At 71.2% G+C, this 22,423-nt stretch carries 23 protein-coding genes; 15 read left to right on the forward strand and 8 right to left on the reverse strand.

Annotated elements, in window-relative coordinates:
- Nucleotides 1-13: 13 nt before the first annotated feature.
- The gene (locus AB0O48_RS16135; protein ID WP_357239961.1) at nucleotides 14-1,387 is read right to left on the reverse strand and encodes a serine hydrolase domain-containing protein; all 1,374 of its coding nucleotides are present in this window, start codon (nucleotides 1,385-1,387) and stop codon (nucleotides 14-16) included.
- A gap of 184 nt (nucleotides 1,388-1,571) precedes the next feature.
- Between AB0O48_RS16135 and AB0O48_RS16140 the strand changes: the two genes are divergently transcribed.
- From AB0O48_RS16140 to AB0O48_RS16150, 3 genes are read left to right on the forward strand one after another with little or no spacing between them, the layout of a single operon-like run.
- Nucleotides 1,572-1,910, forward strand: a complete 339-nt coding sequence (locus AB0O48_RS16140; RefSeq protein ID WP_357239964.1) for a winged helix-turn-helix domain-containing protein — start codon at nucleotides 1,572-1,574, stop codon at nucleotides 1,908-1,910.
- Between the two features lie 3 nt (nucleotides 1,911-1,913).
- Nucleotides 1,914-2,189: a hypothetical protein gene (locus AB0O48_RS16145; RefSeq protein ID WP_357239967.1), complete on the forward strand. Its 276-nt coding sequence runs from the start codon at nucleotides 1,914-1,916 to the stop codon at nucleotides 2,187-2,189.
- An 18-nt stretch (nucleotides 2,190-2,207) separates the two neighbouring features.
- Nucleotides 2,208-3,800, forward strand: a complete 1,593-nt coding sequence (locus tag AB0O48_RS16150; RefSeq protein ID WP_365066218.1) for a serine hydrolase domain-containing protein — start codon at nucleotides 2,208-2,210, stop codon at nucleotides 3,798-3,800.
- A gap of 37 nt (nucleotides 3,801-3,837) precedes the next feature.
- Here the strand turns inward: AB0O48_RS16150 and AB0O48_RS16155 are convergent, their stop codons facing one another.
- Nucleotides 3,838-4,788, reverse strand: a complete 951-nt coding sequence (locus tag AB0O48_RS16155) for a hypothetical protein (RefSeq protein ID WP_365066220.1) — start codon at nucleotides 4,786-4,788, stop codon at nucleotides 3,838-3,840.
- A gap of 175 nt (nucleotides 4,789-4,963) precedes the next feature.
- Between AB0O48_RS16155 and AB0O48_RS16160 the strand changes: the two genes are divergently transcribed.
- Nucleotides 4,964-7,243 (forward strand): UvrD-helicase domain-containing protein, encoded by a 2,280-nt coding sequence (locus tag AB0O48_RS16160; protein ID WP_365066223.1) that lies wholly within the window; start codon nucleotides 4,964-4,966, stop codon nucleotides 7,241-7,243.
- Nucleotides 7,244-7,249: 6 nt separating this feature from the next.
- On the opposite strand, the gene AB0O48_RS16165 is transcribed toward AB0O48_RS16160, so the two are convergent.
- Both AB0O48_RS16165 and AB0O48_RS16170 read right to left on the reverse strand, forming a co-directional pair.
- Complete coding sequence (locus AB0O48_RS16165) at nucleotides 7,250-7,915, reverse strand: response regulator transcription factor (RefSeq protein WP_357239979.1); 666 nt, start codon at nucleotides 7,913-7,915, stop codon at nucleotides 7,250-7,252.
- Nucleotides 7,912-8,760, reverse strand: coding sequence for a histidine kinase (locus AB0O48_RS16170; RefSeq protein ID WP_357239982.1), 849 nt, complete (start codon nucleotides 8,758-8,760; stop codon nucleotides 7,912-7,914). Before AB0O48_RS16170 ends, AB0O48_RS16165 begins: the two co-directional genes overlap by 4 nt.
- Nucleotides 8,761-8,872: 112 nt before the next feature.
- On the opposite strand from AB0O48_RS16170, the gene AB0O48_RS16175 reads away from it, so the two are divergent.
- The 3 genes from AB0O48_RS16175 to AB0O48_RS16185 are packed head-to-tail and all read left to right on the forward strand — an operon-like array spanning nucleotide 8,873 to nucleotide 10,967.
- The gene (locus tag AB0O48_RS16175) at nucleotides 8,873-9,586 is read left to right on the forward strand and encodes an ATP-binding cassette domain-containing protein (RefSeq protein ID WP_357570373.1); all 714 of its coding nucleotides are present in this window, start codon (nucleotides 8,873-8,875) and stop codon (nucleotides 9,584-9,586) included.
- Nucleotides 9,583-10,332, forward strand: a complete 750-nt coding sequence (locus AB0O48_RS16180; RefSeq protein ID WP_357239988.1) for a hypothetical protein — start codon at nucleotides 9,583-9,585, stop codon at nucleotides 10,330-10,332. Before AB0O48_RS16175 ends, AB0O48_RS16180 begins: the two co-directional genes overlap by 4 nt.
- Nucleotides 10,329-10,967, forward strand: a complete 639-nt coding sequence (locus AB0O48_RS16185; protein ID WP_365066228.1) for a hypothetical protein — start codon at nucleotides 10,329-10,331, stop codon at nucleotides 10,965-10,967. The genes AB0O48_RS16180 and AB0O48_RS16185 overlap by 4 nt, the downstream gene beginning before the upstream one ends.
- 114 nt (nucleotides 10,968-11,081) lie before the next feature.
- Here AB0O48_RS16185 and AB0O48_RS16190 read toward each other — a convergent pair whose 3' ends face one another.
- Nucleotides 11,082-11,678 (reverse strand): XRE family transcriptional regulator, encoded by a 597-nt coding sequence (locus AB0O48_RS16190; RefSeq protein ID WP_357570374.1) that lies wholly within the window; start codon nucleotides 11,676-11,678, stop codon nucleotides 11,082-11,084.
- A 104-nt stretch (nucleotides 11,679-11,782) separates the two neighbouring features.
- On the opposite strand from AB0O48_RS16190, the gene AB0O48_RS16195 reads away from it, so the two are divergent.
- Entirely contained in the window at nucleotides 11,783-12,427 is a 645-nt protein-coding gene (locus AB0O48_RS16195; protein ID WP_357570375.1) for a class I SAM-dependent methyltransferase, read from the forward strand.
- 330 nt (nucleotides 12,428-12,757) lie between these two features.
- Here the strand turns inward: AB0O48_RS16195 and AB0O48_RS16200 are convergent, their stop codons facing one another.
- Nucleotides 12,758-13,018, reverse strand: a complete 261-nt coding sequence (locus AB0O48_RS16200) for a hypothetical protein (RefSeq protein WP_365066232.1) — start codon at nucleotides 13,016-13,018, stop codon at nucleotides 12,758-12,760.
- Between the two features lie 151 nt (nucleotides 13,019-13,169).
- Here AB0O48_RS16200 and AB0O48_RS16205 point away from each other — a divergent pair, with 151 nt between their 5' ends.
- Nucleotides 13,170-13,556 carry a hypothetical protein gene (locus AB0O48_RS16205; RefSeq protein WP_365066234.1) on the forward strand — a complete coding sequence of 129 codons (387 nt, stop codon included), beginning with the start codon at nucleotides 13,170-13,172 and terminating at the stop codon, nucleotides 13,554-13,556.
- Nucleotides 13,557-13,637: 81 nt separating this feature from the next.
- Nucleotides 13,638-14,798: a toprim domain-containing protein gene (locus tag AB0O48_RS16210; protein WP_365066237.1), complete on the forward strand. Its 1,161-nt coding sequence runs from the start codon at nucleotides 13,638-13,640 to the stop codon at nucleotides 14,796-14,798.
- A gap of 24 nt (nucleotides 14,799-14,822) precedes the next feature.
- Here the strand turns inward: AB0O48_RS16210 and AB0O48_RS16215 are convergent, their stop codons facing one another.
- Nucleotides 14,823-15,692: an NAD(P)-dependent oxidoreductase gene (locus AB0O48_RS16215; RefSeq protein WP_365066240.1), complete on the reverse strand. Its 870-nt coding sequence runs from the start codon at nucleotides 15,690-15,692 to the stop codon at nucleotides 14,823-14,825.
- A 71-nt stretch (nucleotides 15,693-15,763) separates the two neighbouring features.
- Here AB0O48_RS16215 and AB0O48_RS16220 point away from each other — a divergent pair, with 71 nt between their 5' ends.
- The 5 genes from AB0O48_RS16220 (at nucleotide 15,764) to AB0O48_RS16240 (ending at nucleotide 19,687) form a co-directional block, all read left to right on the forward strand.
- Nucleotides 15,764-16,174 (forward strand): hypothetical protein, encoded by a 411-nt coding sequence (locus tag AB0O48_RS16220; protein WP_357240010.1) that lies wholly within the window; start codon nucleotides 15,764-15,766, stop codon nucleotides 16,172-16,174.
- A gap of 341 nt (nucleotides 16,175-16,515) precedes the next feature.
- The gene (locus AB0O48_RS16225) at nucleotides 16,516-17,031 is read left to right on the forward strand and encodes a hypothetical protein (RefSeq protein ID WP_357240013.1); all 516 of its coding nucleotides are present in this window, start codon (nucleotides 16,516-16,518) and stop codon (nucleotides 17,029-17,031) included.
- 50 nt (nucleotides 17,032-17,081) lie between these two features.
- A complete protein-coding gene (locus tag AB0O48_RS16230; protein ID WP_357240016.1) occupies nucleotides 17,082-17,606 on the forward strand; it encodes a hypothetical protein in 525 nt (174 codons plus the stop codon).
- Nucleotides 17,607-17,615: 9 nt separating this feature from the next.
- Entirely contained in the window at nucleotides 17,616-18,830 is a 1,215-nt protein-coding gene (locus AB0O48_RS16235) for an MAB_1171c family putative transporter (protein ID WP_357570380.1), read from the forward strand.
- Entirely contained in the window at nucleotides 18,827-19,687 is an 861-nt protein-coding gene (locus AB0O48_RS16240) for an oxygenase MpaB family protein (RefSeq protein WP_365066245.1), read from the forward strand. Before AB0O48_RS16235 ends, AB0O48_RS16240 begins: the two co-directional genes overlap by 4 nt.
- Nucleotides 19,688-19,739: 52 nt before the next feature.
- Here the strand turns inward: AB0O48_RS16240 and AB0O48_RS16245 are convergent, their stop codons facing one another.
- Nucleotides 19,740-22,376, reverse strand: a complete 2,637-nt coding sequence (locus AB0O48_RS16245; RefSeq protein ID WP_365066247.1) for a tetratricopeptide repeat protein — start codon at nucleotides 22,374-22,376, stop codon at nucleotides 19,740-19,742.
- Between the last annotated feature and the right edge of the window lie 47 nt (nucleotides 22,377-22,423).

Here is a 22,423-nt window from a genome sequence, read left to right on the forward strand (position 1 = left end):
TGCGCTCGCGAGGTCAGCCGGCCCGCCAACCGGCCGGGTTGACACCGCCGGGCACCGGCGCCGCAGGGTCGTAGGGCTGCCGGGTGAAGACGAAGGTGCCGAGATCGAGGTGGGTGACGACGCCCGCCGCGTCGCGGTGCACTCGCAGCCGTTCGCCGGCGAAGTAGCCGTTGAGCCCCTCCCAACCACCGTCGCCGGTGGGGCGCAACCGGGTGCCGCGCCCGCCGGCCAGCGGGACCAACTCCACGAAGTCGTCAGCCTGCGGGCGCAGCAGATAAGGGGCCGGCCCCCAGTACCACGGGCCGGCGAGGTCCAGTAGCTGTGGGTCAACTGCGGGCAGCGGTCGCCACGGCGCAGGGATCCGCGGCTCCCGCTCGGCGACCGTGTGCAGCAGATCAGCGGCGAGAGTGCCGGCGGACAGGCCGGCGGTCACGTTGGCCATGACAACCGCGCCCAGAGCGTCCTCGGGGCTGACCCACACGGCCGCGACGAAGCCCGGCATCGAGCCGGTGTGCCCGGCCAACAGCCGGCCGTCGCGGCGCAGCAGCTGCATGCCGAGCCCGTAGCCGCTGTCCCAGCCCGCCGCCTCCGGTGGGCTCGCCGGGGTGCGCATCTGCGCGACGGTGTCCGGGTGTAGCACCCGGTCGTCGCCGTCGATGAGGAACGCGGAGAACCTGGCCAGATCCGTCACGGTCGACCACAGTTGCCCGGCAGGCGCCATCAGACCGGTGTCCACCGCGGGCTCCGCAAGGAGCACATCGGCCCAGGGATGCACTGCCCAGCCGGTGGCGTGCGGTGCGACCGGCAGCAGGGTGGTGCGGGTCATCGCGAGTGGCTCCAGTACCTCGCGCCGCAGCACCTCGCCCCACGCCTGACCCCGTACCTGTTCCACCAGCGCGCCGAGCAGCGCGTAACCGGGGTTGGAGTAGTGAAGGCGCTGTCCAGCCGGATGCACCTGCGGATCGCTGCCCAGCACGTCGGCCAGGTTGGGTCGCAGCGTGCCCGGGGTTCGTTCCCACCACGGGCCGGGCGCCTCGGCGATCAGCCCGGCGGTGTGCGCCAGCAGCGCACCGATCGTGGCCTGGCCCGCCGCCGTGCCGGGCAGATGCTCGGCCAGCGGGTCGGTGAGCGCGAGTCGCCCCTCGTCGCGCAGGCGCAGCACCAGCACCGCCAGGAAGGTCTTGGTGATCGAGCCGATCCGGTATTGGAGGTCGCCATCCGGCACCTGGCCGTCCACCGTTCCCCACCCGTCCACCCACACCGGACGGCCAGCACGCACCACGGCAGCGACGACTGAAGGCGCCCGACCCGCCGCCTGACCGGTGGCCAGCCGGTGAACCAGCGCACGTCGGGTCTCGGGCAGCAGCGGCGGCGGGATCGGTGACATGTGGGCAACCTATCTGGCGGCCCCGGCCCACAGAGCTCCGTCCCGCTCCGACGAGGCCGGATCCGGGCCGGCGAGTGCCCGCGGTGCCCGGGACGGCGTTGACACCACCCAGGCGCGGTGTCAGAATTCCTTTACACCCCCGTGTCAGAGAAATCTGACACCAGTGCCGAGGAAGGATCCCCGGATGAGCGGCACCCTGCGGACCGGTGACGAGCTGGTGTCGCTGCTGGCCGCGCTGGCCAGCCCGCACCGACTGCGGATCCTTGCCGCGCTCAGCCAGGGGCGCACCTACGTCAGCGAGCTCGCACGGCGGCTGCAGATGAACCGACCGCTGCTCTACATGCACCTGCAGAAACTGGAGGCAGCCGATCTGGTGACCGGCGAACTGGTCACCGCACCGGACGGCAGCTCGGTGAAGTATTTCCAGGCCACGCCGTTCACGGTGTCCCTGGACCTGGCGGCGGTCGCGCTGGCCGCGCAGACCCTGACCGGCGCGGAGCCGGCCAGAGAACAGGAGAAGTGAGCAATGACCCAGCTGATGGCGTCGGACATGGCGCAGACCTCCACCATCGCCTCGGCGGTGATCGTGGCGACGGTGATCGTCGTCGCCGGTCTCGTCGGGCTCGGCCTCTATCGCGCCCGTTACGCCGCGACGCGGGAGGAGGGTTACCGGCTGCTGGCCGAACGGAGCGCCGACGGAGGCCAGGCCGTGGCGGACGAACTCACGCGCGTGCGGGCAGAACTCGGCGAGGTCAGGCATCGGTTGTCCGCGCTGGAGAAGCTCCTGAGCCAGATCGGCTGACGCGGAAGGGCGTGCGACATGAGCGGATGGATCCGATTACGACGGCAGGCCGGGCGTCTGGTCGCGGTGGCCGGCTGCCTGACCGTGCTGGCCACGACGGCCGCGCCGGTCGCCGCCGACCCGTTGCTCAACCGCGTCGCACCCGGCGACGAGTTGGCCGCCGCCGAGGACTACCTGCGCGCCTACCAGGAGCAGACCAGGGCACCCGGGCTGGCGTACGCGGTGGTGCGCGGCGACACGGTCCTCCGCAGCGGCGCCTGGGGCGTCGACGGCGACGGCCGCCCGATGACCGCACAGACACCGTTCCTGCTCGGTTCGACGAGCAAGTCGTTCACCGCACTCGCTGTGGCGCAACTGGTCGAGGCCGGCCGCGTCGACCTCGACACCCCGGCGGCCACGTACCTGCCCTGGCTGGCACTGGGTGACGCGCACACCGCGCGGACGGTCACCGTCCGCCAGCTGCTGACCCACACCAGCGGCCTACCGGAAGTCTGGAGCACCGGCCTGACCGACCGCTACGACAACCGACCTGGCGGCCTGACCCGGTCCGTGCGGGACCTGGCCACCCTGCGACCCACCGCCGCCGTCGGGCAGCGCCACGAGTACAGCGACGCCAACTACATGATTCTCGGCGCGCTCGTCGAGGACGTCACCGGCGACACCTTCGGCGCCTACCTGCGCCGCCACGTGCTCGACCCGCTCCAGATGACGCACTCCGCGGCCACCGTCGACGAGGCCCGCGCGGTCGGAATTCCGCCCGGGCACCGCTACTACCTGGGCCAACCACGGCGCTTCGCCGCGCCGTTCGACACCGCCGGAGTGCCGTACGGCTTCCTCGCCGCCAGCCTCGAGGACCTGACCCACTACGCGATCGCGCAGCTCAACGGCGGCCGTTACGGCAACACTCGGATCCTCGGCGCCGACCGCACGACACAGATGCACACCGGCACCGTGTCCACAGGTCACGGCAGTTACGGGTTCGGCTGGAGGAACAGCACCCTCGACGGCGTCGGCACCCGCATCGTCTGGCACGCCGGCGCGACCCCGGACTACTTCGCCCACCTCGTGCTCGCACCCGAGTCGAACCTGGCCGTCATCATCATGACCAACATCTACGGTCTGCCGATGGATGCTCCGCTCAGCGCCGGAGCGTTCAATCTCGCCCGGATCCTGCACGGCGCCACGCCCACGGCCGCCGCCCCCGACCCGGTTCACCGCTGGGCGCTGACCGGCCTGCTCGGCGTCGCCGTGCTGCTGATCACCGTCCTGGCCTGGTCCTGGACCCGCCTCATCCGCCGACTCCGGCACGGCACCATCCCGCCGGCCCGCTCACGCGCCCGTTCCCTCATCGCCACCACCGCCTGGACCGGCGGTTCCGCCGCTGTGGCAGCCGGCGTCGCCTGGACGCTACCGTCCTTCTGGCAGGGCGCTGACCTTGCCAAACTCCAGCTGTGGGCACCCGACATCGGCCACGCCACCATCGCCGTGGTCGCCCTGGCGATCGCACTCGCCCTGACCCGACTGGCCGTCGGCCTGTCCAGCATGGTCCCCTCCCGTCCGACGGCCACCGACCCGACACGGAGTTCGCAGGTGGTCACTCCGACCACCTGACGCGACGCATCCCACCGTCCGCCGCCGCCAACGGCGTTCAGCTCTGCTGGTAGTTCACGGCGGCGAACCCGCACGGTTGGTGCAGGTGCAGGTAGTAGGCGCCCTCGCCGTACTCGTCCAGGTCCGCGCCGCCAAGCAGACCCACATAGTCCATCGGTTGGCGGCAACCGGGGCAGTCGGCGTGCTCGGCGTCCTGGATCCAGTCGGGGGCACCGCCCAACGTCGAACCGCCCCGACCCCACGCGCTGGCCTGGTAGGGACTCCCCCGCGCCGGCCCCAGGACCGGCACCAGCGTCGGCAGGTCCTCCGGTTCGGTGGAACCGAGGTAGCTCGGGCGGGTGTTGCCGGGCCACCACGCGGTGGTGCCGGCCGGAGTGACCTGGCTGTACAGCGTCGCGTAGCCGACGCACCAATAGCAGGTCTCGATGACCAGCCGGCCGGACCAACCCGTGTGGGCCAGCGCGGCGCCGACGGCAGGTTCCGCGGTGTCGAGCTCCGCGGCCGTCCACAACGGCGACGCGCACCACGGACAGGTGGGGCCGTCCACGCGCCGCGGCGTCTCGCGCATGACCCACTGGTACGCGATGCCGCCGCACAGGTCCCGGCGGCTGCCGTCCGGCCCGACGGTCCAGCCGCCCTCCTCGGCGTACCTCAGTGCACTGACGTGCAGTTCCCCGGCGCCGGCCGGTGGTTGTGTCGTCCAGCGACGCAGGGCGCTCACGGCCAGCGGGTGAGCAGTGTGCGCCAGGATGACGAGAAGCTCGTTGAGGTCGTCCGGCGTCGTGCCGCCGTCGATCCGCTCGATGACCCGGCGGACCACGTCGACCTCCGCCGCCCGGTACAACGTCGCCGGCCACAGCACGTCACGATCGAGCAGGTCTCCGAGGTGCGGAGTCAGCGTTCCCGGGTCCGCGTCCGCGATCGCGGACAACTCCTCGATGGCGTCGTCATCCTCGACGGCCGCTTTCTCGATCAGCTCCTCGATCACGAGGGGATGGTAGTCACATCGATCAACCGGCGGGTGCCCCGGTTACCGCGTGACCAACGGGGCCATAGGAATGTCAGCGTTCAGATCAGATAAGGACCGAACTGTCAATAAGCGAATACGGATTGGAGGATGCCACCGGGGCCGCATTCGCAAGGCATTGAGATTTCCGTCTCTGGTGACAGGATTCCTGGCCGAGGAGGAGAATGAGTTCTATGCTCGCCCGGGAATAGGCTGCGGGCTCATCCGCGGCCCAGGGCCACAAGCACAGGGATTGCGAATGCGCCAGGATTCTGCTCTGCACCACGGCACTGCTGGCGAAGGCGAAGGCACACCCGAGGGCGAATCACCAACTGCCACGGACGACGTCGCCCGGCGATCAGCGGTCGCTGAGGAACAGGCATTTCTCGACCTGGCCACGGCCCGGCGCGACGGCTTGGCCGACCACCTCCGGGTGGAGCTTTCGGCCGAAGCTTTGGACGCGGTGGAACAGGCCCGGCAGCGCATGCTCGGTCAGCGGTACGAAGAGCTGCGGCAAGCACGGGAAGGGCTGGTCTTCGGCCGCCTCGACGGCCTCGACGGCACCGTGCGACACGTCGGCCGCATCGGTCTTCGCGACGACGGCGAGGACGATGAGCCCCTGCTGGTGGACTGGCGTGCGGCCGCGGCGCGGCCCTTCTACACCGCGACGGCCGTCGACCCGCAGGGCCAGGCCCGGCGCCGGCACATCCGCACGAGCGGATCGACGGTCGTCGGAGTCGACGACGAGCCACTGGACGGGACCCTGTCGGCGGAACTCGTCGGTGAGGGCGCTCTCCTGGCCGCCCTCGACCAGCGACGCACCGGCCGCATGTCGACGGCGATCGCCACGTTGCAACGCGAACAGGACGACATCATCCGGGCCGAGGCGACCGGTCCGCTGATCGTTCAGGGCGGGCCCGGCACCGGCAAGACCGTGGTCGCCCTGCACCGCGTCGCCTACCTGTTGTTCGCCCGCCGGACAATTGCCGACCAGGCGGTCCTGGTCCTCGGCCCCTCGCCACGGTTCCTCGAGTACATCGCCCAGGTGCTGCCCGCGCTCGGTGAGACCGCCGTCGTCTCGGCGACCTGCGACACCCTGTTGCCGGGGATCCAGGTGGGCCGTGACGAGAGCCGACAGCTCGCCGAGATCAAGGGCCGCGCCCTCTGGCAGTCCACGTTGGAAAGCTACGTCACGTCGCTGCTCCCCCGGCCCCGTGAGCTGAAGCTGCGCTGGCAGGGCGAGTTCTACGCCATTCCCGCCGAGACGGTGGCGCAGGCGCTCGCCTCGGCCGTGCAGGGCCGGCCGTACCATCGCGCCCGCGCGGTCTTCGCCGAGCAGCTGCACCACCTCCTCGCCGACGCCGTCGTCGAGCAGCGCGAGACGCTGATGGACGAGATGGAGGAGGGCTTCGAGGACATCCTCGCCCGCGTCGATCGGGGCATGGCGCGCGAGCACCACTCCGGCCGGGCCTCCACCGGCAGTGACGTCGACGGCGTGTTCTCCGAGGAGGAGGTCGAGGATCTTCGTTCACGGATCGCCGGAAGCGCCAGCATCGCCCGGTTCGTCGAGGCCTGGTGGCCCACCCTCGACCCCGAAACCCTGCTGGGCACCCTTCTGACCGACCGCACCCTGCTGGCCCGGTTCGCCCCGCAGCTGTCCCCGGCGGAGATCACCGCCGTCTCGGCCGAGCCGACCCCGTGGGCACCGAGCGACATCGCCCTGCTCGACGCCCTCGCCGACCTGCTGGGCGAGGTCGCAGCCCCGCAACCACAGGGCGAGTTCGTCGCCGAGCGCGCCCGCCGACAGCGCGGCTGGGTGTACGGCCACGTCGTCATCGACGAGGCGCAGGAGCTGTCCGAGATGCAGTGGCAGATGGTCGTGCGACGCTGTCCCAGTCGCTCCATCACCGCGGTCGGTGACATCGACCAGGCGGAGGCGGCGCACCGGCACCGCAGCTGGGCGGAAGCGGTACAGGCTGTTTTCGGAGACCGGTGGACCGCCGCGACACTGACCATCTGCTACCGGACCCCGCGGGAGGTCATGGATCTCACCGGGCCGGTCCTGACGAAAGCTGGCAGCCACAACGCGCCGCCGCGGGCGGTACGCTCCTCCGGCATCGCCCCCTGGGAGCTCACCACCACCCCCGCCGAGCTTGCCGACACGGCCGTCGAGGCGGTGCGGGAGCTTCGGCAACGGTGGCGTGGCGGCACGGTCGGCGTCATCGCCCCCGCCGACCGCGTCAACGAACTCCTGGCCGTGCTGAACGACGTGCCGGTGCTCACCGCGACCCAGGCCAAGGGTCTGGAGTGGGACGCGACGCTCCTCGTCGATCCCCAGGGCATCGCCGCCGAACCGCGCGGCTGGAACGGCCTCTACGTCGCGCTCACCCGGTGCACCCAGGAACTCGGACAGGTGATCCTCGCGCCGCCGACGTAGCTCGATTCAGCGGCGTGGCCGCACCAGGCCCGCGTCGAACGCCGCGATCACGAGCTGCGCCCGATCCCGTACGGCCAGCTTCGCCATCAGGTGCGTGATGTGCGTCTTCACCGTCTTCACCGAGATGACCAGCGCGGTGGCGATCTCGTCGTTCGACAGGCCGCCACCGATCAGCGTCAGCACCTCCACCTCACGGCCGGTCAACCGCCGCAGCGCCGGCGTCGGTCGATCAGGTCGGGGCGCCGTGACGTAGTGCGCGACGAGCCGGGTGAGGATCGACGGCGCGAACAGCGACTCGCCGCGGTGCGTACGACGGATCGCCTCGATCAGCTCGTCGGGGCGGGCGTCCTTGAGCAGGAAACCGGACGCTCCCGCGTGCAACGCCTCGTAGACGTACTCGTCGAGCTCGAACATGCTCAGGACCAGGACGCGGGCGGTGGACAGGGCGGGGTCGGCACAGATGCGCCGGGTGGCCGTGAGGCCGTCCAGGTGCGGCATCCGAACGTCCATCAGGACGACGTCGGGGCGGGTGGTACGGGCGCACGCCACGGCCCGCGCGCCGTCACCTGCCTCGCCCACGACGGCCAGGTCCGGCTCGTTGTTGATGATCATGGCGAGGCTGTGGCGCAGCAGCGCCTGGTCGTCCACCAGCAGCACCCGGATGTCGCTCACGCCGCCTCGTCCCGGATCCGCGCGGTCAGGCGGAAACCCCCGTCGACGCGCTCTGCCGACAGGGTGCCGCCGAGACTAGCGACCCGCTCCCGTAACCCGGCCAGTCCGTGTCCGGCGCCCGGCGAGGCCCGCCAACCGTCGAGTGACGGGCCGGTGTCCGCCACCGTGACCACCACGTGGGTCCCGTCCCGGTACACCCGTACCCGCGCGTCCGTCGGTCCCGCGTGCCGCGCGGCGTTGCTGAGCGCCTCCCGCACGGTCTTGCAGACAGCGACCTGGACGCCCTGCGACACCGGGCCGAGCGGCTCGACCGTCAGCCGCGCCCGGACCCCGGCCAGCGACGCCCCGTGCACGATGCCGGGCAGGTCGTCGAGGTTGTCCACCGGCGCACGGAGGCTGGCGGCGGACGGCTCCCGCAGGACGGTGAGCATGCGGCGTAGCTCGGCGGTGGCGTGCCGGCTCGCGTCCTCGATGTCGGTGAGTGCCACCTGCACCTCGGTCGGCTTGGGTAGGTGCCGGGTGGCCGCCGCGCGGACCGTGATGAGACCCAGTCCGTGCGAGACGATGTCGTGCAGGTCGCGGGCGATCCGCAACCGCTCGGCGAGCACCGCCTCGGAGGCGGCCCAGGCGGTCAACCGCGACTCGTAGGCGGTGCGGTCGGCGCGGGACCGCCGCACCGCCCAAATCGCGGCCGCGACAGCGCCGCCGACGATCAACGACGGCAGTACGACAGCGAGCGGACCCTGCGTGCCGACCGTGCACATGGCCATCACCAGCACGCTGACCACCGCGGCGACCACCGGTACGGTCCTGGTCCGCCCGGAGGGGCGCGGGTGGACGTTCACCTCCCCGACTGTAGTTCTCAGACCAGGGTCTGACGGTCCGTGGACCGACCGGGCCGGCGGGATCCGAGGACGGTCCGATGTGTGCGGGCCGGAGCACCTGTTGACTCGACCCATGATCACGATTGACCGCCTCAGTAAGACCAAGAACGGGACGCGGATCCTGCACGACGTCACCTTCGAGGCCCGACCCGGCCGGGTCACCGGCTTCCTCGGGCCGAACGGAGCCGGCAAGACGTCGACGCTGCGGATCCTGCTCGGCCTGGACAGGCCGCAGAGCGGGACCGCGCTGATCCGCGGACGCCCGTACCGGACACTGGACCGCCCGCTGACGACTGTCGGTGCCCTCCTCGACGGCAGTGGCGCGCACCGGGCTCGCACGGCCCGTGCCCACCTGCGCTGGGTGGCCGCCAGCAACGGCCTCCCGGACTCCCGCGCCGACGAGGTGCTTGAGACCGTGGGCCTGACCGGCGACGCGCGCAAGCGGGCCGGCCGCTTCTCCCTCGGCATGAGCCGCCGGCTCGGGCTCGCCACCGCGCTGCTCGGTGACCCGGAGGTGCTGGTCCTGGACGAGCCGGTCAACGGGCTCGACCCGGCCGGGATCCGCTGGATGCGCGGATTCCTGCGCGACAGCGCCGCACAGGGCCGCACCGTCCTGCTGTCCAGCCACCTGATGGGCGAGTTGGCGGAGACCGCCGACGACGTCGTCGTGATCGACAAGGGTCGGATCGTGACGCACGGCAGACTCGCCGACGTCACCGGCGGTCACCGCACCCTGGAAGACGCCTTCTTCGCGCTGACCGCCACCGAGGCGGGTGGCCCGTGGTGAACCTGGTCCGCGCCGAACTCCGCAAGCTGCTCGGCCTGCCCACCGCCTGGGTCGGTCTGGTGCTGGGCACACTTGTCGCACCGGTGGTCGTCCTGCTGAACGCGCCGTACACCCGCCGCGCGATCGCCGCCGGCACGCTCACCGACACATCCGACCTAGGCCTGCGCGACCTGGGTATCGGCCTCATCGGTCCGATGGTCCTCGGCGTCATCGTGGTGAGCAGCGAATACACGTCCACCAGTCGGGACGCCCCCGGTGCCCGCCAGCTCACCGCCACGCTCGCCGCGGTCCCCCACCGGCTGCGGCTGCTCGCGGCGAAGACTGTCGCGCTGGTGCTCGTCGTCGCGACACAGGCAGCTGTCACGACCGCCGCCACCCTCACCCTCACCCAGGCGCTGCACGGCGAACATGTGCCGATACCCGCTCCGGCTCGAGTCGCCGCCGCGATCCTCTACTGGACGCTCACCGCGCTCCTCGCGTACGCGATCACGCTGATCACCCGCAACGGCATCGTGCCGCTGACCCTGCTGATCATCAACAGCTCCGTCGTGTCCGTGTCGTACCTGCTGACAAAGGTCACCGACCTCGCCTCCTACCTGCCGGACATCGTCGGAGCGCAGATGTTCATCCGCGGGTCGGACTTCCCCGTCGAGGTTCCTCCGGTGACCGCCGGTCTGGTGATGACGGCCTGGATCGCCGCGTTGCTCGCGGTCGGCGCCGTCCTGTTCCAGCGGCGCGACGCGTGAACACCGTCCGCGCCGAACTGCGGAAACTGCTGACCCTGCCGTCGTTGCGGCGGACCGCGCTGCTGACCTGGGCCGCCACCGTCCTGCTGACGTACGCGTACGCGTCCGCCGAGTCCTCCGGCGGGAAGCTCGGCGACGCCGCCCTGGCCCCACTCGGCTACACCCAGGCCGGTTTCCTGGTGCTCGGCCTGCTGGCCGCCACGTCCGAGTACCAGGAGGGCGACCAGATCCGGACCACGCTGCTCGCGATGCCCCGCCGTCTGCCACTACAGGCGGCGAAAGCCCTCGCGCTGGCTGCTCTGACGCTCCCGGTGGCCACCGCGACGGCGGCCACCAGTTCCCTGCCGGCCGGGGAGGCGGCCCGGGTACCCGCCGCGGCCGCGTACCTGACGCTCACCACACTGCTGGCGGCGGCAGTCGCCACCGTCGTCCGCCGTGCCGTGCCCGCCGCGATAGCGCTGCTCGGTCTGTACTTCGTCGCCGGCCCGCTGCTGCGGGCCGGATCCCCCGCCAGCGCCGCCTACCTGCCGGACACGGCCGCCTTCGACCCGCCGCACGGCGCCGCCGCCACGATCGTATGGACGGTCTCCGCTCTCACGCTGGCCGCGCTGACGTTCCGTCGCCGCGACGCGTGACACCCCGCTCGTCCGCCGCGCGTCACGTGGCGTGAACCGGACCCCGGCATCGCGGTGTTCGCCCTCGCCCGGAGCCCACCAGCCTCGCCGCGCTGGTTGCCGGCGGACGCGTCGCTAACTGGATTCGTGCCGCTGGGGGGCGGCGCGGACGTGTGCGCGCTCACCCTGTTTGCCGACGAGGCTGAGGAACTCCACGGGTCCTGAGCTGGTGGCGCCGAACCAGTGCGGGGTGCGGGTGTCGAACTCGGCGGCCTCGCCCGGTTCGAGGATGAGGTCGTGCTCGCCGAGCACGAGTCGAAGTCGGCCGTTGAGGACGAACGCCCAGTCGTAGCCCTCGTGGGTGCGCAGGTCGGGTTCGGCGTCGTCGCGCCCGGCGGGGAGGACGAACTTGTAGGCCTGGATGCCTCCGGGCCGGCGGGTCAGCGGCAGGATCGTGGAGCCGTCGCTCGTGGGTAGCGGACGCATGTTGATGCGTGGGTCGCCGGTCGGCGGCGCGTCGACGAGTTCGTCCAGGGTGACGCCGTACGCGCGGGCCAGGGGCAGCAACTGTTCGAGGGTGGGACGCCGGAGGCCGGCCTCGAGCCGGGAGAGGGTGCTTGTCGAGATGCCGGTCTCCGCGGCGAGGTCGGTCAGCGTGATGTCGCGGCGCTGCCGCAGCTGCTTGAGCCGCGGCCCGACGGCGTCGAGGGTGCGGTCCGTTGACTCGTCCATGGCCCCAGTTTGCCATTTGGCAAAAAGTTTTGCGGATCCGTCCGCTCCTGGTCACTGTTGAGCGGCTGCGGCCACGCCGGCCACACCACCAAGGGAGACGCGCGATGACGCACTCGTTCGACAAGGAGTACTGGGACCAGATCTGGGACGGCGATCGTGCCACCGCCATGGCCACCAGCCCACCCAATCCGCACCTGGTGCGGGAGGTCAGCGACCTTCCGCCCGGAACGGCCCTCGACGTGGGCTGCGGCGGCGGGGCCGAGGCCATCTGGCTCGCCACCGAAGGCTGGCAGGTCACCGCGGCGGACATCGCCACCGCAGCACTCTCCCGCGCGGCCGAGCGCGCCGCCGCCAGCGGCGTCGCCGCCCGGGTGCGCTGGGTCGAGGCGGACCTGTCCAGGTGGCAGCCGGACACACGGTACGACCTGGTGACCACCCACTACGCGCATCCCGCGATACCGCAGTTGGACTTCTACGACCGCATCGCGTCCTGGGTCGCCCCCGCCGGCACCCTGCTCATCGTCGGCCACCTCCACCACCAGGATCACGCCTCCGGCGCTGGGCATGGGCACGATGAATCCGAGCCGCCCGCCTCGGCCTCGGTGACCGCCGCCGACATCACCGCGCGCCTCGACCCGCTCGTCTGGGAGGTCGTGACGGCTCGGGAGTCACACCGGGCCATGCCGGGGCACGGCGGCCACGCAGTCTCGATCCACGACGTCGTCGTGCGGGCCAGCCGCCGTTCCTGACTGCCCAGCCGCTCGGCTGCCGGCGCCGCGCGATCCGGGTGAGACTTGACTGCGTGGCCCCGTTGGTGTCCGCTAGCGGAAGCTGGGCGCCATGCTGTCGCTGGGTGCCGGCCGCCTCGATTCGCACAGTAGGGGTACGACCAGCCTCCAGTCACGGCGTTCTTCCAATTGCCGGTGGCGACAGTCTCGTTGGCACACCGGGCGGTGGCGCGCACCTGCGTGCCGCTGGAGTCTCCGGTGCAGGTGACCCCGTAGCTGTTGGAGTCCCACCACTCCTCGCAGCTGCCGGCCGCCAAGGCCGGTGTGGCACCGACGGTCAGGGTCGCACCGTCAGGGGCCGACGATGATGTCGCGGACCAGGGGCTTGAAAGCGGACCATCCGCCGTCGTCGACCGCGACGACCACACGGATGGAGTCATCCACATCTGGCAACGCGTAGGTCACCACCTGGTACCGCACGCCGTCAGGGCCGGTGACGACACTCCTCCTGTTGTCGTCGAGCAGCGGCTTGAGGGCCGTGTATGGCAACTGTTGCAACGCCGTCAGAGCCTGCTCGGCGATCGCCTCGGCCACCGTGATGTCAAGCGTCATGGGTTCGTTCCTGTCTGCCACCGCGTCGTGCGGCTGATCAGGCTATCGGGATACCGGGACGTACCGTGATCGCCGGCGACGGCGTACCCACCTGCCGGGCCGATCGAATATCGGGTGGAGTCCCCCGTGGTAGTCGCGGCAGGATGCCCGGATGATGTTGCTGGTCCCCGCGCACCCCCTCCGGCCGCGCCGGCCCGACGACCACTTCGCGCCCGAGGCGCACGCGGCTCGCGCCGCCGGGATCGACGTCGCGGTGGTCGACCACGACGCGGTGGCCCGCGACGATGCGCAGGCCGCGTTCACGGCCGTGCCCGCCGGCGGCGTCGCCGTCTACCGCGGGTGGATGCTCCACAGCGACAGGTACGCGGGCTTCGCCGACGCCCTCACCGCCCGGGACGTGACCCTGCGCACCAGCGCGGAGCAGTACCGCCGCGCCCACGAACTTCCCGGCTGGTACGACGGCCTCGCCCCGACGACTTCGTCACCGCGCTCTGGGCCGGCGGGGTGCCCCAGCGGCAGTAGACCGCGCTCGCCGTGACCTCGTCGCGCGGGAGGCCTCGCACAGCGGTCGTGGCGAGCGAGGACCGGTTGACGCTAGCGTGGATGCCGGAGGTGGGCCATGGGTGCTCCTCAATCCCATCATCCCCCGGTACCCGGCAGCGGTCCCGAGTTCGCGCGGCTGCTGGCGGCCGTCGAGGCCGCGGTGACGTACTACCGCGCCCAACTGAGACAGACCGACGGCCCGCGCGCCTATCTCGCCCAACGCGGCCTCGGTGTCCTCGTGCGACGGGAGTGGCCGTGGCGGGTCGGATACGCCCCACCCGAGTGGAGTTCGCTGACCGACCACCTGCTCGCCGCCGGCTTCACGGCGAAGGAGTTGGTCAGTGCTGGCCTGGCACAGCGCACCCGGTCCGACCCGAACCGGCTCATCGACGTCTTCCGCGACCGGATCATGTTCCCGGTGCGGAATCCCGCCGGGCAGGCCGTGGCGTTCCTCGGCCGATGCCGCCCTGCTTCGGTGGTGCGCGTACCCAAGTACATCAACAGCCCTCGGACCGCGATCTACGACAAGGGCCACCTGCTGTTCGGCATCGCCGAGCAGCAGGAGCGTCTCAGCGCGCGATGGACACCGGTCCTGGTCGAAGGGCCGGCCGACGTCCTCGCGGTGTGGCTGTCCTACTCCCGGTCGGGGGCCTCGGGGGCGGTCGCTCTCGCGCCCTGCGGCACCACACTGACCGACGACCAGGCCGCGACACTGCGGAATCTGCCCGGCGCCGCGCAGGGCATCGTGGCGGCTTTCGACGCGGACCAAGCGGGCTCCCGCGCCGTGGACCGGGCCTGGCGCCTGCTGCGGCAGCAACCCCTGCCCGGCCCGCTGCTGGTGGCCGAGTTCGCCGCCGGCGCCGACCCGGCCGACCTGCTCCGCCGGCCGAACGGCAGGGCTCAGCTGCGGGCCGCCCTGCGGCGGCGGGCCCGGCCCATGCTGGACGCGGTGCTCGACCACCGCCTCACCCGACTCGTCGAGCGCCATCCCCGCCTGCTGGAGGACGTCGACGGCCGGTGCGCGGCCGTCCGCGTCCTGGTGCCGCTGCTGTTTCAGGCCGCCAGCCCGGATGACGCGATCCGGCTCGCCCGACGCATCGTCGCCCTGACCGGGGCCGGTGTCGACACCGTCGCGATCGCCGCGGTCGCGCACCTGGAGGACGCGTTGCAGGATCTCGACCCGTTCACCGAGGCCAGGGCGAAACAGGCGCGGCCGGAGAGCACGGACGGTTGGTGACCTGTCGGCCGAACCGGCCCAGCTTCACGACGGCTGATCGTACGCACCCGTGGCAGGGGACGACGCGACGTGGCGGAGGGAGTATTCGGCGCTGGTGTAGGCACCGCCCTGAAAGGCGGCCACGTCGATCGGCGCATCCGAACCGGGCACCTGATCGGCGAAACTCTCCGCGTTGTCCACCGGCAGATAGCCAAGCCGCGCTCCGGCGGTGGTGTCCCAGAACCCGCGGGTGTTGGCGGAAACGGCGTAGGCGGTCGCGAAGTGGACGTCGGGCGCGGTGATGGCCGCGCGAATGAAGCCACAGCCGTCGCGTGGGCTCAACCAGGTGGCCAGATACCGGGTCTCGGCCGGCTCGTCCTCGAAACTGCCGATGCGCAGGCAAACCACCGAAACCCCGAACTTGTCGGCGTACAGGCGTCCGAGCGCTTCCACGGCGACCTTGCTCACCCCGTAGAACCCGTCCGGCCGAACCGGCGCGTCCGGTGCGACGACCTGCCCGACCCGGTAGAACCCGGTGACACGGTTGCTGCTGGCCAGCACCACTCGCCCGACCTCTTGCCGGCGGGCCGCCTCCAGAACGTGGTAGGCGCCCAACACGTTGCTGTCCAGCAGGTCGGCCAGGGGCGCCTCATCCGGGAGCCCGGCCAGATGCACCACGGCGTCCGCCCCCGCCAGGGCCGCGACGACAGCGTCCAGGTCCGCCAGATCCAGTTGAAGCGCCCGCTCTGTCGGTGCTAGTGGATGCACCGCAACCCGGTCGACCAGCACGAGTTCGCGAACATCGCCACGTAGCTGTTGGCGGACCGCGGAGCCGATCCGACCTGCCGCACCCGTGACCACGACCGTGCCCAGCTGTGAACTCATGACCCACATCCTGATGGCACCCTCCGACAACCCGACGCCCCGGCTGGGCCGGCCATCGACTCGGGCCGCCTCGCCCGGCGCGGACGTAGGAGGATGTCGCGGTGGCCGATGAGCAACGCGTCTTCCTCAATCCGCCGCCGTCGACACCGGCCGAGGTGTACGCCGCGTTCGACCGTGGTGATCTGCCCGCCGCGCTGGACGCCATGGTCGGCACCGCGCTGTACGGCGACGGAGACTGGCGGGAGGCGCAGGAGCTGCATCTTCGGCTGCTCGAACACGAGGATCACGAGGCCAGCGCCCTCGCCGCTACGTGTCTCGGGCATCTCGCGAGGGTCTATCGTCGACTGGACGAACGCCGGGTGGTCGCCGCCCTGCGCCGAGCGCTCGCACTGCCCCACATCAGTGGCACCGCCGAGGATGCCCTGGAGGACATCGGGATGTTCCTCCACCCGCGCCGGACCCGGTGGCGCCGACGGGCTCGGACCGCGATCCGTCCCTGGAGTTGGATCTGACGCCACGGCAGCAGGATGAGCTGGCCGGCGTCCGGGGGTGCGGGTGCCGGTGGCGTCCGCCCCTCCGCCACCGGCGAGCCGCGTCAGCAGTGCTGCAGGAGGAGTCCCCCCGTCCTGCTCCTCGCGGAGCTGACCCCTCCCACGGCTCCTCCCCGTTCGGCTGGCGGACCTCGGGTTCGCCCGCCACGCAACGGGTGTTGAGCATTTTGGCTGAGCGCTCAACACGCGTTGCTCCAAACAGGAGCGAGCATACGCTCACGTTCCGTGCACGTGTCAACATCTGTTTTGTAACGGCATGCATCTGCGACACTGTCGTTTCGGTGCCTGGAGGGTGAAGAATCATGGCCGACGATCGACACGCAGAGCGGGAGTTGCCGCCCCTCGACACGCTGGCCGCGAGGCTCGAATACCTGTTCGACGAGATCCGCCCCACCCGGGATGAGCTCAGTGACTCCGACGAGCCCGGTCGCAAATACACCAACAAAGAGATCGCCGACAGGATCAACGACGCCGCGGCCGAGACGGGCGTCACGATCAGCGCCGCCTACATCGGAGAGTTGCGGCGCGGTGTGGCACGTGATCCCCGCACCTCGCACGTGCGCGCCCTGGCCGCCGCCTTCGGCGTGAACTCGGGCTACTTCGTCGACGACGCGGCGGCCCGGCGGATACAGGACCAGATCACGCTCCTCAACGAGCTGCGTCGGATGGACGTCAAGCAGGTGGCGCTGCGCCAGGTGCTCGCCGACAACGGGCTCTCCGCGACCGACACCCAGCTCATCGAGCAGATGGTGGTGCGCCTGCGGGCCGTGGCCGAGAATGCTGCCGCAAACGGATCCGCGCCCGGCGAGCGCAGATAGTGGTGCACATCCTTCGGTGGGAGTACGTCGACGAGCAGGGGAACGCTGACGTGAAGTTGTACCGATTGCGCAAGCGCTGCGAGCGGATCGTCGCCGAGCTCGAGGTGCCGGAGCCATTCGACATCCAGACACTGTGCGACGCGCTCGGCGAACGCCGCGGCCGGCCCATCCACCTGGTGCCGATCAAGCTGCCGGCGCAGACGGTGTGCGGAATGTGCGTCCCGACCGGCGACTTCGACGCCATCTTCTTCGAGCAGGACACCTCGCCGCTGCACCAACAGCTGATCATCGGCCACGAGCTGGGTCACCTGCTCGCCGGTCACCAGGCGACCGAGGTACTGGACGCGAACGCGTCCCGACTGTTGCTGCCGGATCTCGACCCGCAGCTGGTCCAGCGCAGCCTCGGCCGCAGCAACTACGCCGCGGCCGAGGAACGCGAGGCGGAGATGATCGGCTCGGTGCTCCTGCGGCGGCTCCGTGGCGGGCGCGGCGACGTGGACGACGAGCCGCTGGACAGCCAGGACGCCGAGCTGTACGGCCGGTTGCGGCACTCACTCGAGCACCCGCACTGGTAGGGCACGACGATGGACACCGCCCTGTACACCGTGTGCGCCGTGGCCGGCTGGATCGCCGTCGGCTACATGGTGCGACTCCAGCGCCGGCACCCGAGCCGTGCCCGCCGTGCGATCTGTGTGGGCCTCGGGGCGTTCGCCGCCGGGATCACCGCCGCCATCCCACCGATCGCGACCGCGATTGATCAGGCGTCCGGCCTGCCCAACCTGGCCAAGGTCATCTCTCACGGTTGCGCGCTGACCATTTCCGCCAATGCCGAGATCATGCTCCTGCACCTCGCGCTCCCCCCGACGAAGGCCGCCGCCCGGGCCCGCGTGTGGGTGTGGGTCACCGGGCTCGCGTTCCTCGTCATGGCCGGCCTCTTCGCCTACACCCTCGGCTACGACGACCCGGTGCTCCTGACCGTCGAGTACGCGACCGACCCCGTCGTGACCGCCTACCTGCTGATCTTCCTGATGCTCGGCTTCTTCGCCTACTGCTTCGACATCACCCGGCTGTGCTGGGGCTTCGCGAAGATCTGCGGTCGACCCTGGCTGCGGCGCGGCCTGCGCATCACCGCGGTGGGGGCGGCCTTCGCGCTGCTCTACAGCACCAACAAGATCGTGTACCTCATCGCCTACTGGGCCGGCTACCAACCCACCGGCGAGCGGCAGATCGCCGCAGTCCTGGTGACCATCGGCGCGCTGCTCATCACGATCGGCCTCACCATGCCGGCATGGGGACCCACCCTGCGGATCACGCGACGGTGGGAGGACTTCCGCTCCTACCGGCGGCTGGAACCGCTCTGGCGGGACCTCATCGCGGCCCTGCCCGAACTGGAACTCGACAGCGCCCTACGCCGGCCCCTCACGGCGGTGCGCGACATCGACTACGCGCTGACCCGCCGGGTGGCCGAGATCCGCGACGGCCGCCTGGCGCTGCGCCCGTACAGCGACGTCGGTGTGACGGCGCTGGCGGAGCAGTTCGCCGAGCAGGCCGGACTGACCACGCGGGAGCGGCAGGCGGCCGTCGAGGCGACACACCTGGCCTGCGCGCTGCGTCGGCACGGCTCAGGTCTCGTGGCCGCCACTCCGCACCCCGCGGACGAGTTGCACCGCCCCGACGATGGTTACGCCGGCGAGGTGGCCTGGCTGACGCTCGTCACCGACGCCTACGCCCACTCGCCGGTGGTGGCGCAGACGCTCGCCGCGACCGACAAGCTCACCACTGGAGACGCCCACCGATGAGAGGCCGCTACGCGAACCTGACCCGCACCCGTGCTCTGGACCCGGAGCGCGACTACCTGGACATCTACCAGACCATGCTGCGTCTCGAGTTTCCGTGGGACCTGAAGCTCGGGCTCAACCTGGCCTTCAACAGGTCCTTCTCCATCCCCGCCATGGCCGCCGTGCACACGACCACCGGTGAGCTGACCGAACGCACCCAGAAGCGGATCGACGACACCGGCCTGCTGATGTACGAGATGGTGCTCAACGGGTTCGAGCAGCCTCGGGGCCGGGACGCGTTGCGGCGCGTCAACCAGATCCACCGCCCGTACGACATCAGCAACGACGACTTCCGCTACGTCCTTGGTTGCCTCGTGGTGGTTCCGACCCGGTGGTTGCAGGCGTACGGCTGGCGCCCGCCCTGCTGCCACGAGCGGCAGGCCACGTACCTGTTCTACCGGGAGCTGGGTCGGCGGATGGGGATCACGGACATCCCCGGGTCGTACGACGAGTTCGAGACCTGGTTCGACGCCCACGACGCGACTCACCTCCAGCCCAACGACGACGCGGCGGCCATCGAGCGGGCCACCCGGATGCTGATGCTCACCCGGATCCCCCGGCCGCTCGCACCGCTGGGAAACGCGCTGGTCAGTGCGATGTACGATGCGCCGCTCCGCCGCGCGATGCGGGTTGACGCGCCACCGTGGGCGGTCCGGGCTGGCCTGCACGTCGCGTTGAAGACGCGCGCGAGGGCGCAGCGGTGGTTCGGAGCGCCCCGGACGACGGCGTTGTTCGCCGACGGGATCAACACCAAGAGCTACCCCGACGGGTACGAGATCAGCCAGCTCGGTCCGCGGCCCGACGGCGTACCCGATTGACGCCCGCCGCGGCGGTGGCCGGTCGTTCACCTCGCCGGCCACGCCGCGGTGATCAACGGCAGCTCACGGTGCTCACCAGGAGCTGTCCCGTCAGGTCCGGGCTCCCGTGCCCGACGCCCTCGCTGTCGAGGGCGGTGAGGTGGGCACGAATCTCTTCGGCCTCGGGCATGTCGAGGTCGGTGTAGAGGGTGAGCGCCCGCTGGAAGTGGTCACGGGCGGAGGTGGGAGCCCCGAGAGCGCGGTGGGCGTGACCGAGGCCGGCGTGGGTACGGGCATGCTCGTGATACGCGCCGATCTCGACGACGATCACGTGTGCCGCGCTGTGGTGGGCGAGGGCGTCGGCGGCGTTGCCCGTGACGCGAGCCGCCTCGGCGATCCCGTTGAGCGCGCTGGCCTCCCCGTACCGTTCGCCGGTCTCGCGGAAGATGTCCAGCGACTGCTGGTGATGGCAGCTGGTCTGGCCGAGACGGGTGTGCAGCGTGCCGAGGCTGTTCAGCGTCCACGCCGCACCCGTGTGATTGCCGAGCTGGCGGTACATGGCCAGGGCCCGCTCCAGATGGATCCCGGCGGCCCGGTGCCGGCCCAGCCGGATCTCGATGTCGCCGAGGGTGTTCAGTGTCCAGGCTTCGCCGGTACGGCCGCCGAGTCGCTGGAACAGGATCAGGGACCGTTGCACGTGCTCGGCGGCCAGCCCGTACCGACCCAGTTGCGCTTCGACCTCACCGAGGTTGTTCAGCGCGTGTGCCTCCCCGGCGTGGTGGCCGGCCTGCCGGAACAGGGCCAGGGCCTGACGGTAGCTGGCGGCGGCGGACCGGTTGCGGCCGAGCTGCGACTCGATCACACCGACGTTGACAAGCGCGCGGGCTTCACCGACCTGGTCGCCGACCCGTCGAAACAGGCTCCGGCCCTGCTGGAGGTGCTCGGTGGCCGGCCCGTACCGGCCGAGTTGCGTGTAGGTGGCGCCGAGGCTGGTCGAGGCGTGGGCCTGTCCGGCTGAGTCACCGGCACGGCGGGCGGCGGTACGCGCGTGCTCGTGGATGGCCAGGGCGTCAGTGGGATACCCACCGTGCAGGTACTGGAACAGACTGGCCGACAGTCGGGTGGTGTGGGCTGGCCAGCCGTGGGCGGCGGTGTGCGCGGCGACGGCGACCAGAGCCGGGCGTTCGGTGTCCAGCCAGCCGCGGGCGGTGTCCGAGTCGAGCGGCGCCGCGAACGGCGCGCCACCGGATGACGCCTCGCGGTGCGCCCCGGCCGGGTACAGGACGTCCATGGCCGCGGCGGCGGTGGCCACGTAGTAGTCGAACAGGCGGGTCAGGGCGGCCCGCCGTTCGGGTGGTGGGTCCTCGTCACCGCACCGGCTGGCGGCGTACGCGCGAACGAGGTCGTGCAGGGCGTACCGGCCGGGGGCGACCTGTTGCAGCAGGTGGTCCCGGTGGAGGTGGCGCAGGTGGACCTCCGCGTCGGACGGGCGGACGCCGGTGAGGGCGGCGACGGCCCGGGCGTCGAAATCATCCCCGGGGTGTGCCGCCACGAGACGCAGCAGCCGTCGCCGCTCGGTGGGCAACTCCCGGTAGGAGAGGTCGAACGCGAGCTCCACGCTGACGTCGAGACGCCGCTGGTGGTGACGCTCGTCGAGCCGGTCGGCGTGATCGGTGAGGGTCCAGCCGGAGGTGCTTCTGAGGTGCGCGTTGACCAGCCCGAGCGCAAGGGGGAGGTGGCCGCACCGCTGCGCGATCCGGGCCACCGCGTTCGGGTCGGGACCGCCGGGCAGGGGCGGGCCACCCCCGGCGAGCAGCGCGGCCGACTCGTCCGCAGTGAACAGGCCCACGGTGAGCAGCGTGGCGTGTGGTAGTTCGCTGAGGTCGCGTCGGCTGGTGATCAGCACCGGACAGCCCGGGATGCCGGGCAGCAGCGGGCGGGCCTGTTCGGCGTCGCCGGCGTTGTCCAGCACCACCAGAGTGCGGGTGCCGACCAGGAGGCGGCGGTAGGCGGCAACCCGGGCAGGCAGGTCGTACGGGATCTGCTGGCCGGCGACGCCGAGCAGGCGCAGGAAGCCCTCCAGGACCGAGGCCGGATCGGCCGGCGGTTGACCGGGGTCGGGGTGGAATCCGCGCAGGTTGACGAAGAGGATCCGGTCGAACGGTTTCCGCCGGTGCAGGGCATGCGCGGCGTGGATGGCGAGTTGGGTCTTGCCGACGCCCGCCATGCCCTGGATCGCCAGCACGACCGGCCCGCCGTCCAGGTCGCCCCTGCGCAGCTCCCGCCGGAGCCGGTTCAGTGCGGCGGTACGACCGACGAAGCCGACGAGGTCCTGCGGCAGGTTGTCCTGCACCCGTACCTGCGCTGCCGCCCGGGCCTCCCCGCCGACGACTCGAAGCGCCTGCCGCCACTGCGCCACGTACCCGACGTCCGGATGCAGCGCTTCGACAACGGCGATCACCAGATCGGTGTTGAGCCGCCTTCGCCCGCCCTTGAAGCAGTCGGCGACGGTCGTCCTGCGGGCCAGCACACCACCGGTCCGGCCGGTGGCCTTCCCGGCCGCGTTGATCCGAGTCTTGATCGTGTCGTAGGACGGGTCACCAGCCCAGACCTTCAACATCCGTAGTCGTTGGGCCACCTCGTCCAGTGAGTCGGCAGGTCCGGGATCCGGCGGAGCCACACCGCCTCCACTCGACAGCGACTCGGTCACGGCGGCTCCTGGACGGTCCTGATCTCGGGCTTGTGCTCCTACTAGAC

The sequence above is a fragment of the Micromonospora sp. NPDC085948 genome (assembly GCF_040686315.1).
Lineage (GTDB): Bacteria > Actinomycetota > Actinomycetes > Mycobacteriales > Micromonosporaceae > Micromonospora.

Excerpts from the sequence above, each read along its gene's own strand:
- AB0O48_RS16135 (WP_357239961.1), bottom strand. The coding sequence starts at position 1,387 with ATGTCACCGATCCCGCCGCCGCTGCTGCCCGAGACCCGACGTGCGCTG.
- AB0O48_RS16140 (WP_357239964.1), top strand. The coding sequence starts at position 1,572 with ATGAGCGGCACCCTGCGGACCGGTGACGAGCTGGTGTCGCTGCTGGCC.
- AB0O48_RS16145 (WP_357239967.1), top strand. The coding sequence starts at position 1,914 with ATGACCCAGCTGATGGCGTCGGACATGGCGCAGACCTCCACCATCGCC.
- AB0O48_RS16150 (WP_365066218.1), top strand. The coding sequence starts at position 2,208 with ATGAGCGGATGGATCCGATTACGACGGCAGGCCGGGCGTCTGGTCGCG.
- AB0O48_RS16175 (WP_357570373.1), top strand. The coding sequence starts at position 8,873 with ATGATCACGATTGACCGCCTCAGTAAGACCAAGAACGGGACGCGGATC.
- AB0O48_RS16190 (WP_357570374.1), bottom strand. The coding sequence starts at position 11,678 with ATGGACGAGTCAACGGACCGCACCCTCGACGCCGTCGGGCCGCGGCTC.
- AB0O48_RS16195 (WP_357570375.1), top strand. The coding sequence starts at position 11,783 with ATGACGCACTCGTTCGACAAGGAGTACTGGGACCAGATCTGGGACGGC.
- AB0O48_RS16200 (WP_365066232.1), bottom strand. The coding sequence starts at position 13,018 with ATGACGCTTGACATCACGGTGGCCGAGGCGATCGCCGAGCAGGCTCTG.
- AB0O48_RS16205 (WP_365066234.1), top strand. The coding sequence starts at position 13,170 with ATGATGTTGCTGGTCCCCGCGCACCCCCTCCGGCCGCGCCGGCCCGAC.
- AB0O48_RS16210 (WP_365066237.1), top strand. The coding sequence starts at position 13,638 with ATGGGTGCTCCTCAATCCCATCATCCCCCGGTACCCGGCAGCGGTCCC.
- AB0O48_RS16225 (WP_357240013.1), top strand. The coding sequence starts at position 16,516 with ATGGCCGACGATCGACACGCAGAGCGGGAGTTGCCGCCCCTCGACACG.
- AB0O48_RS16235 (WP_357570380.1), top strand. The coding sequence starts at position 17,616 with ATGGACACCGCCCTGTACACCGTGTGCGCCGTGGCCGGCTGGATCGCC.
- AB0O48_RS16240 (WP_365066245.1), top strand. The coding sequence starts at position 18,827 with ATGAGAGGCCGCTACGCGAACCTGACCCGCACCCGTGCTCTGGACCCG.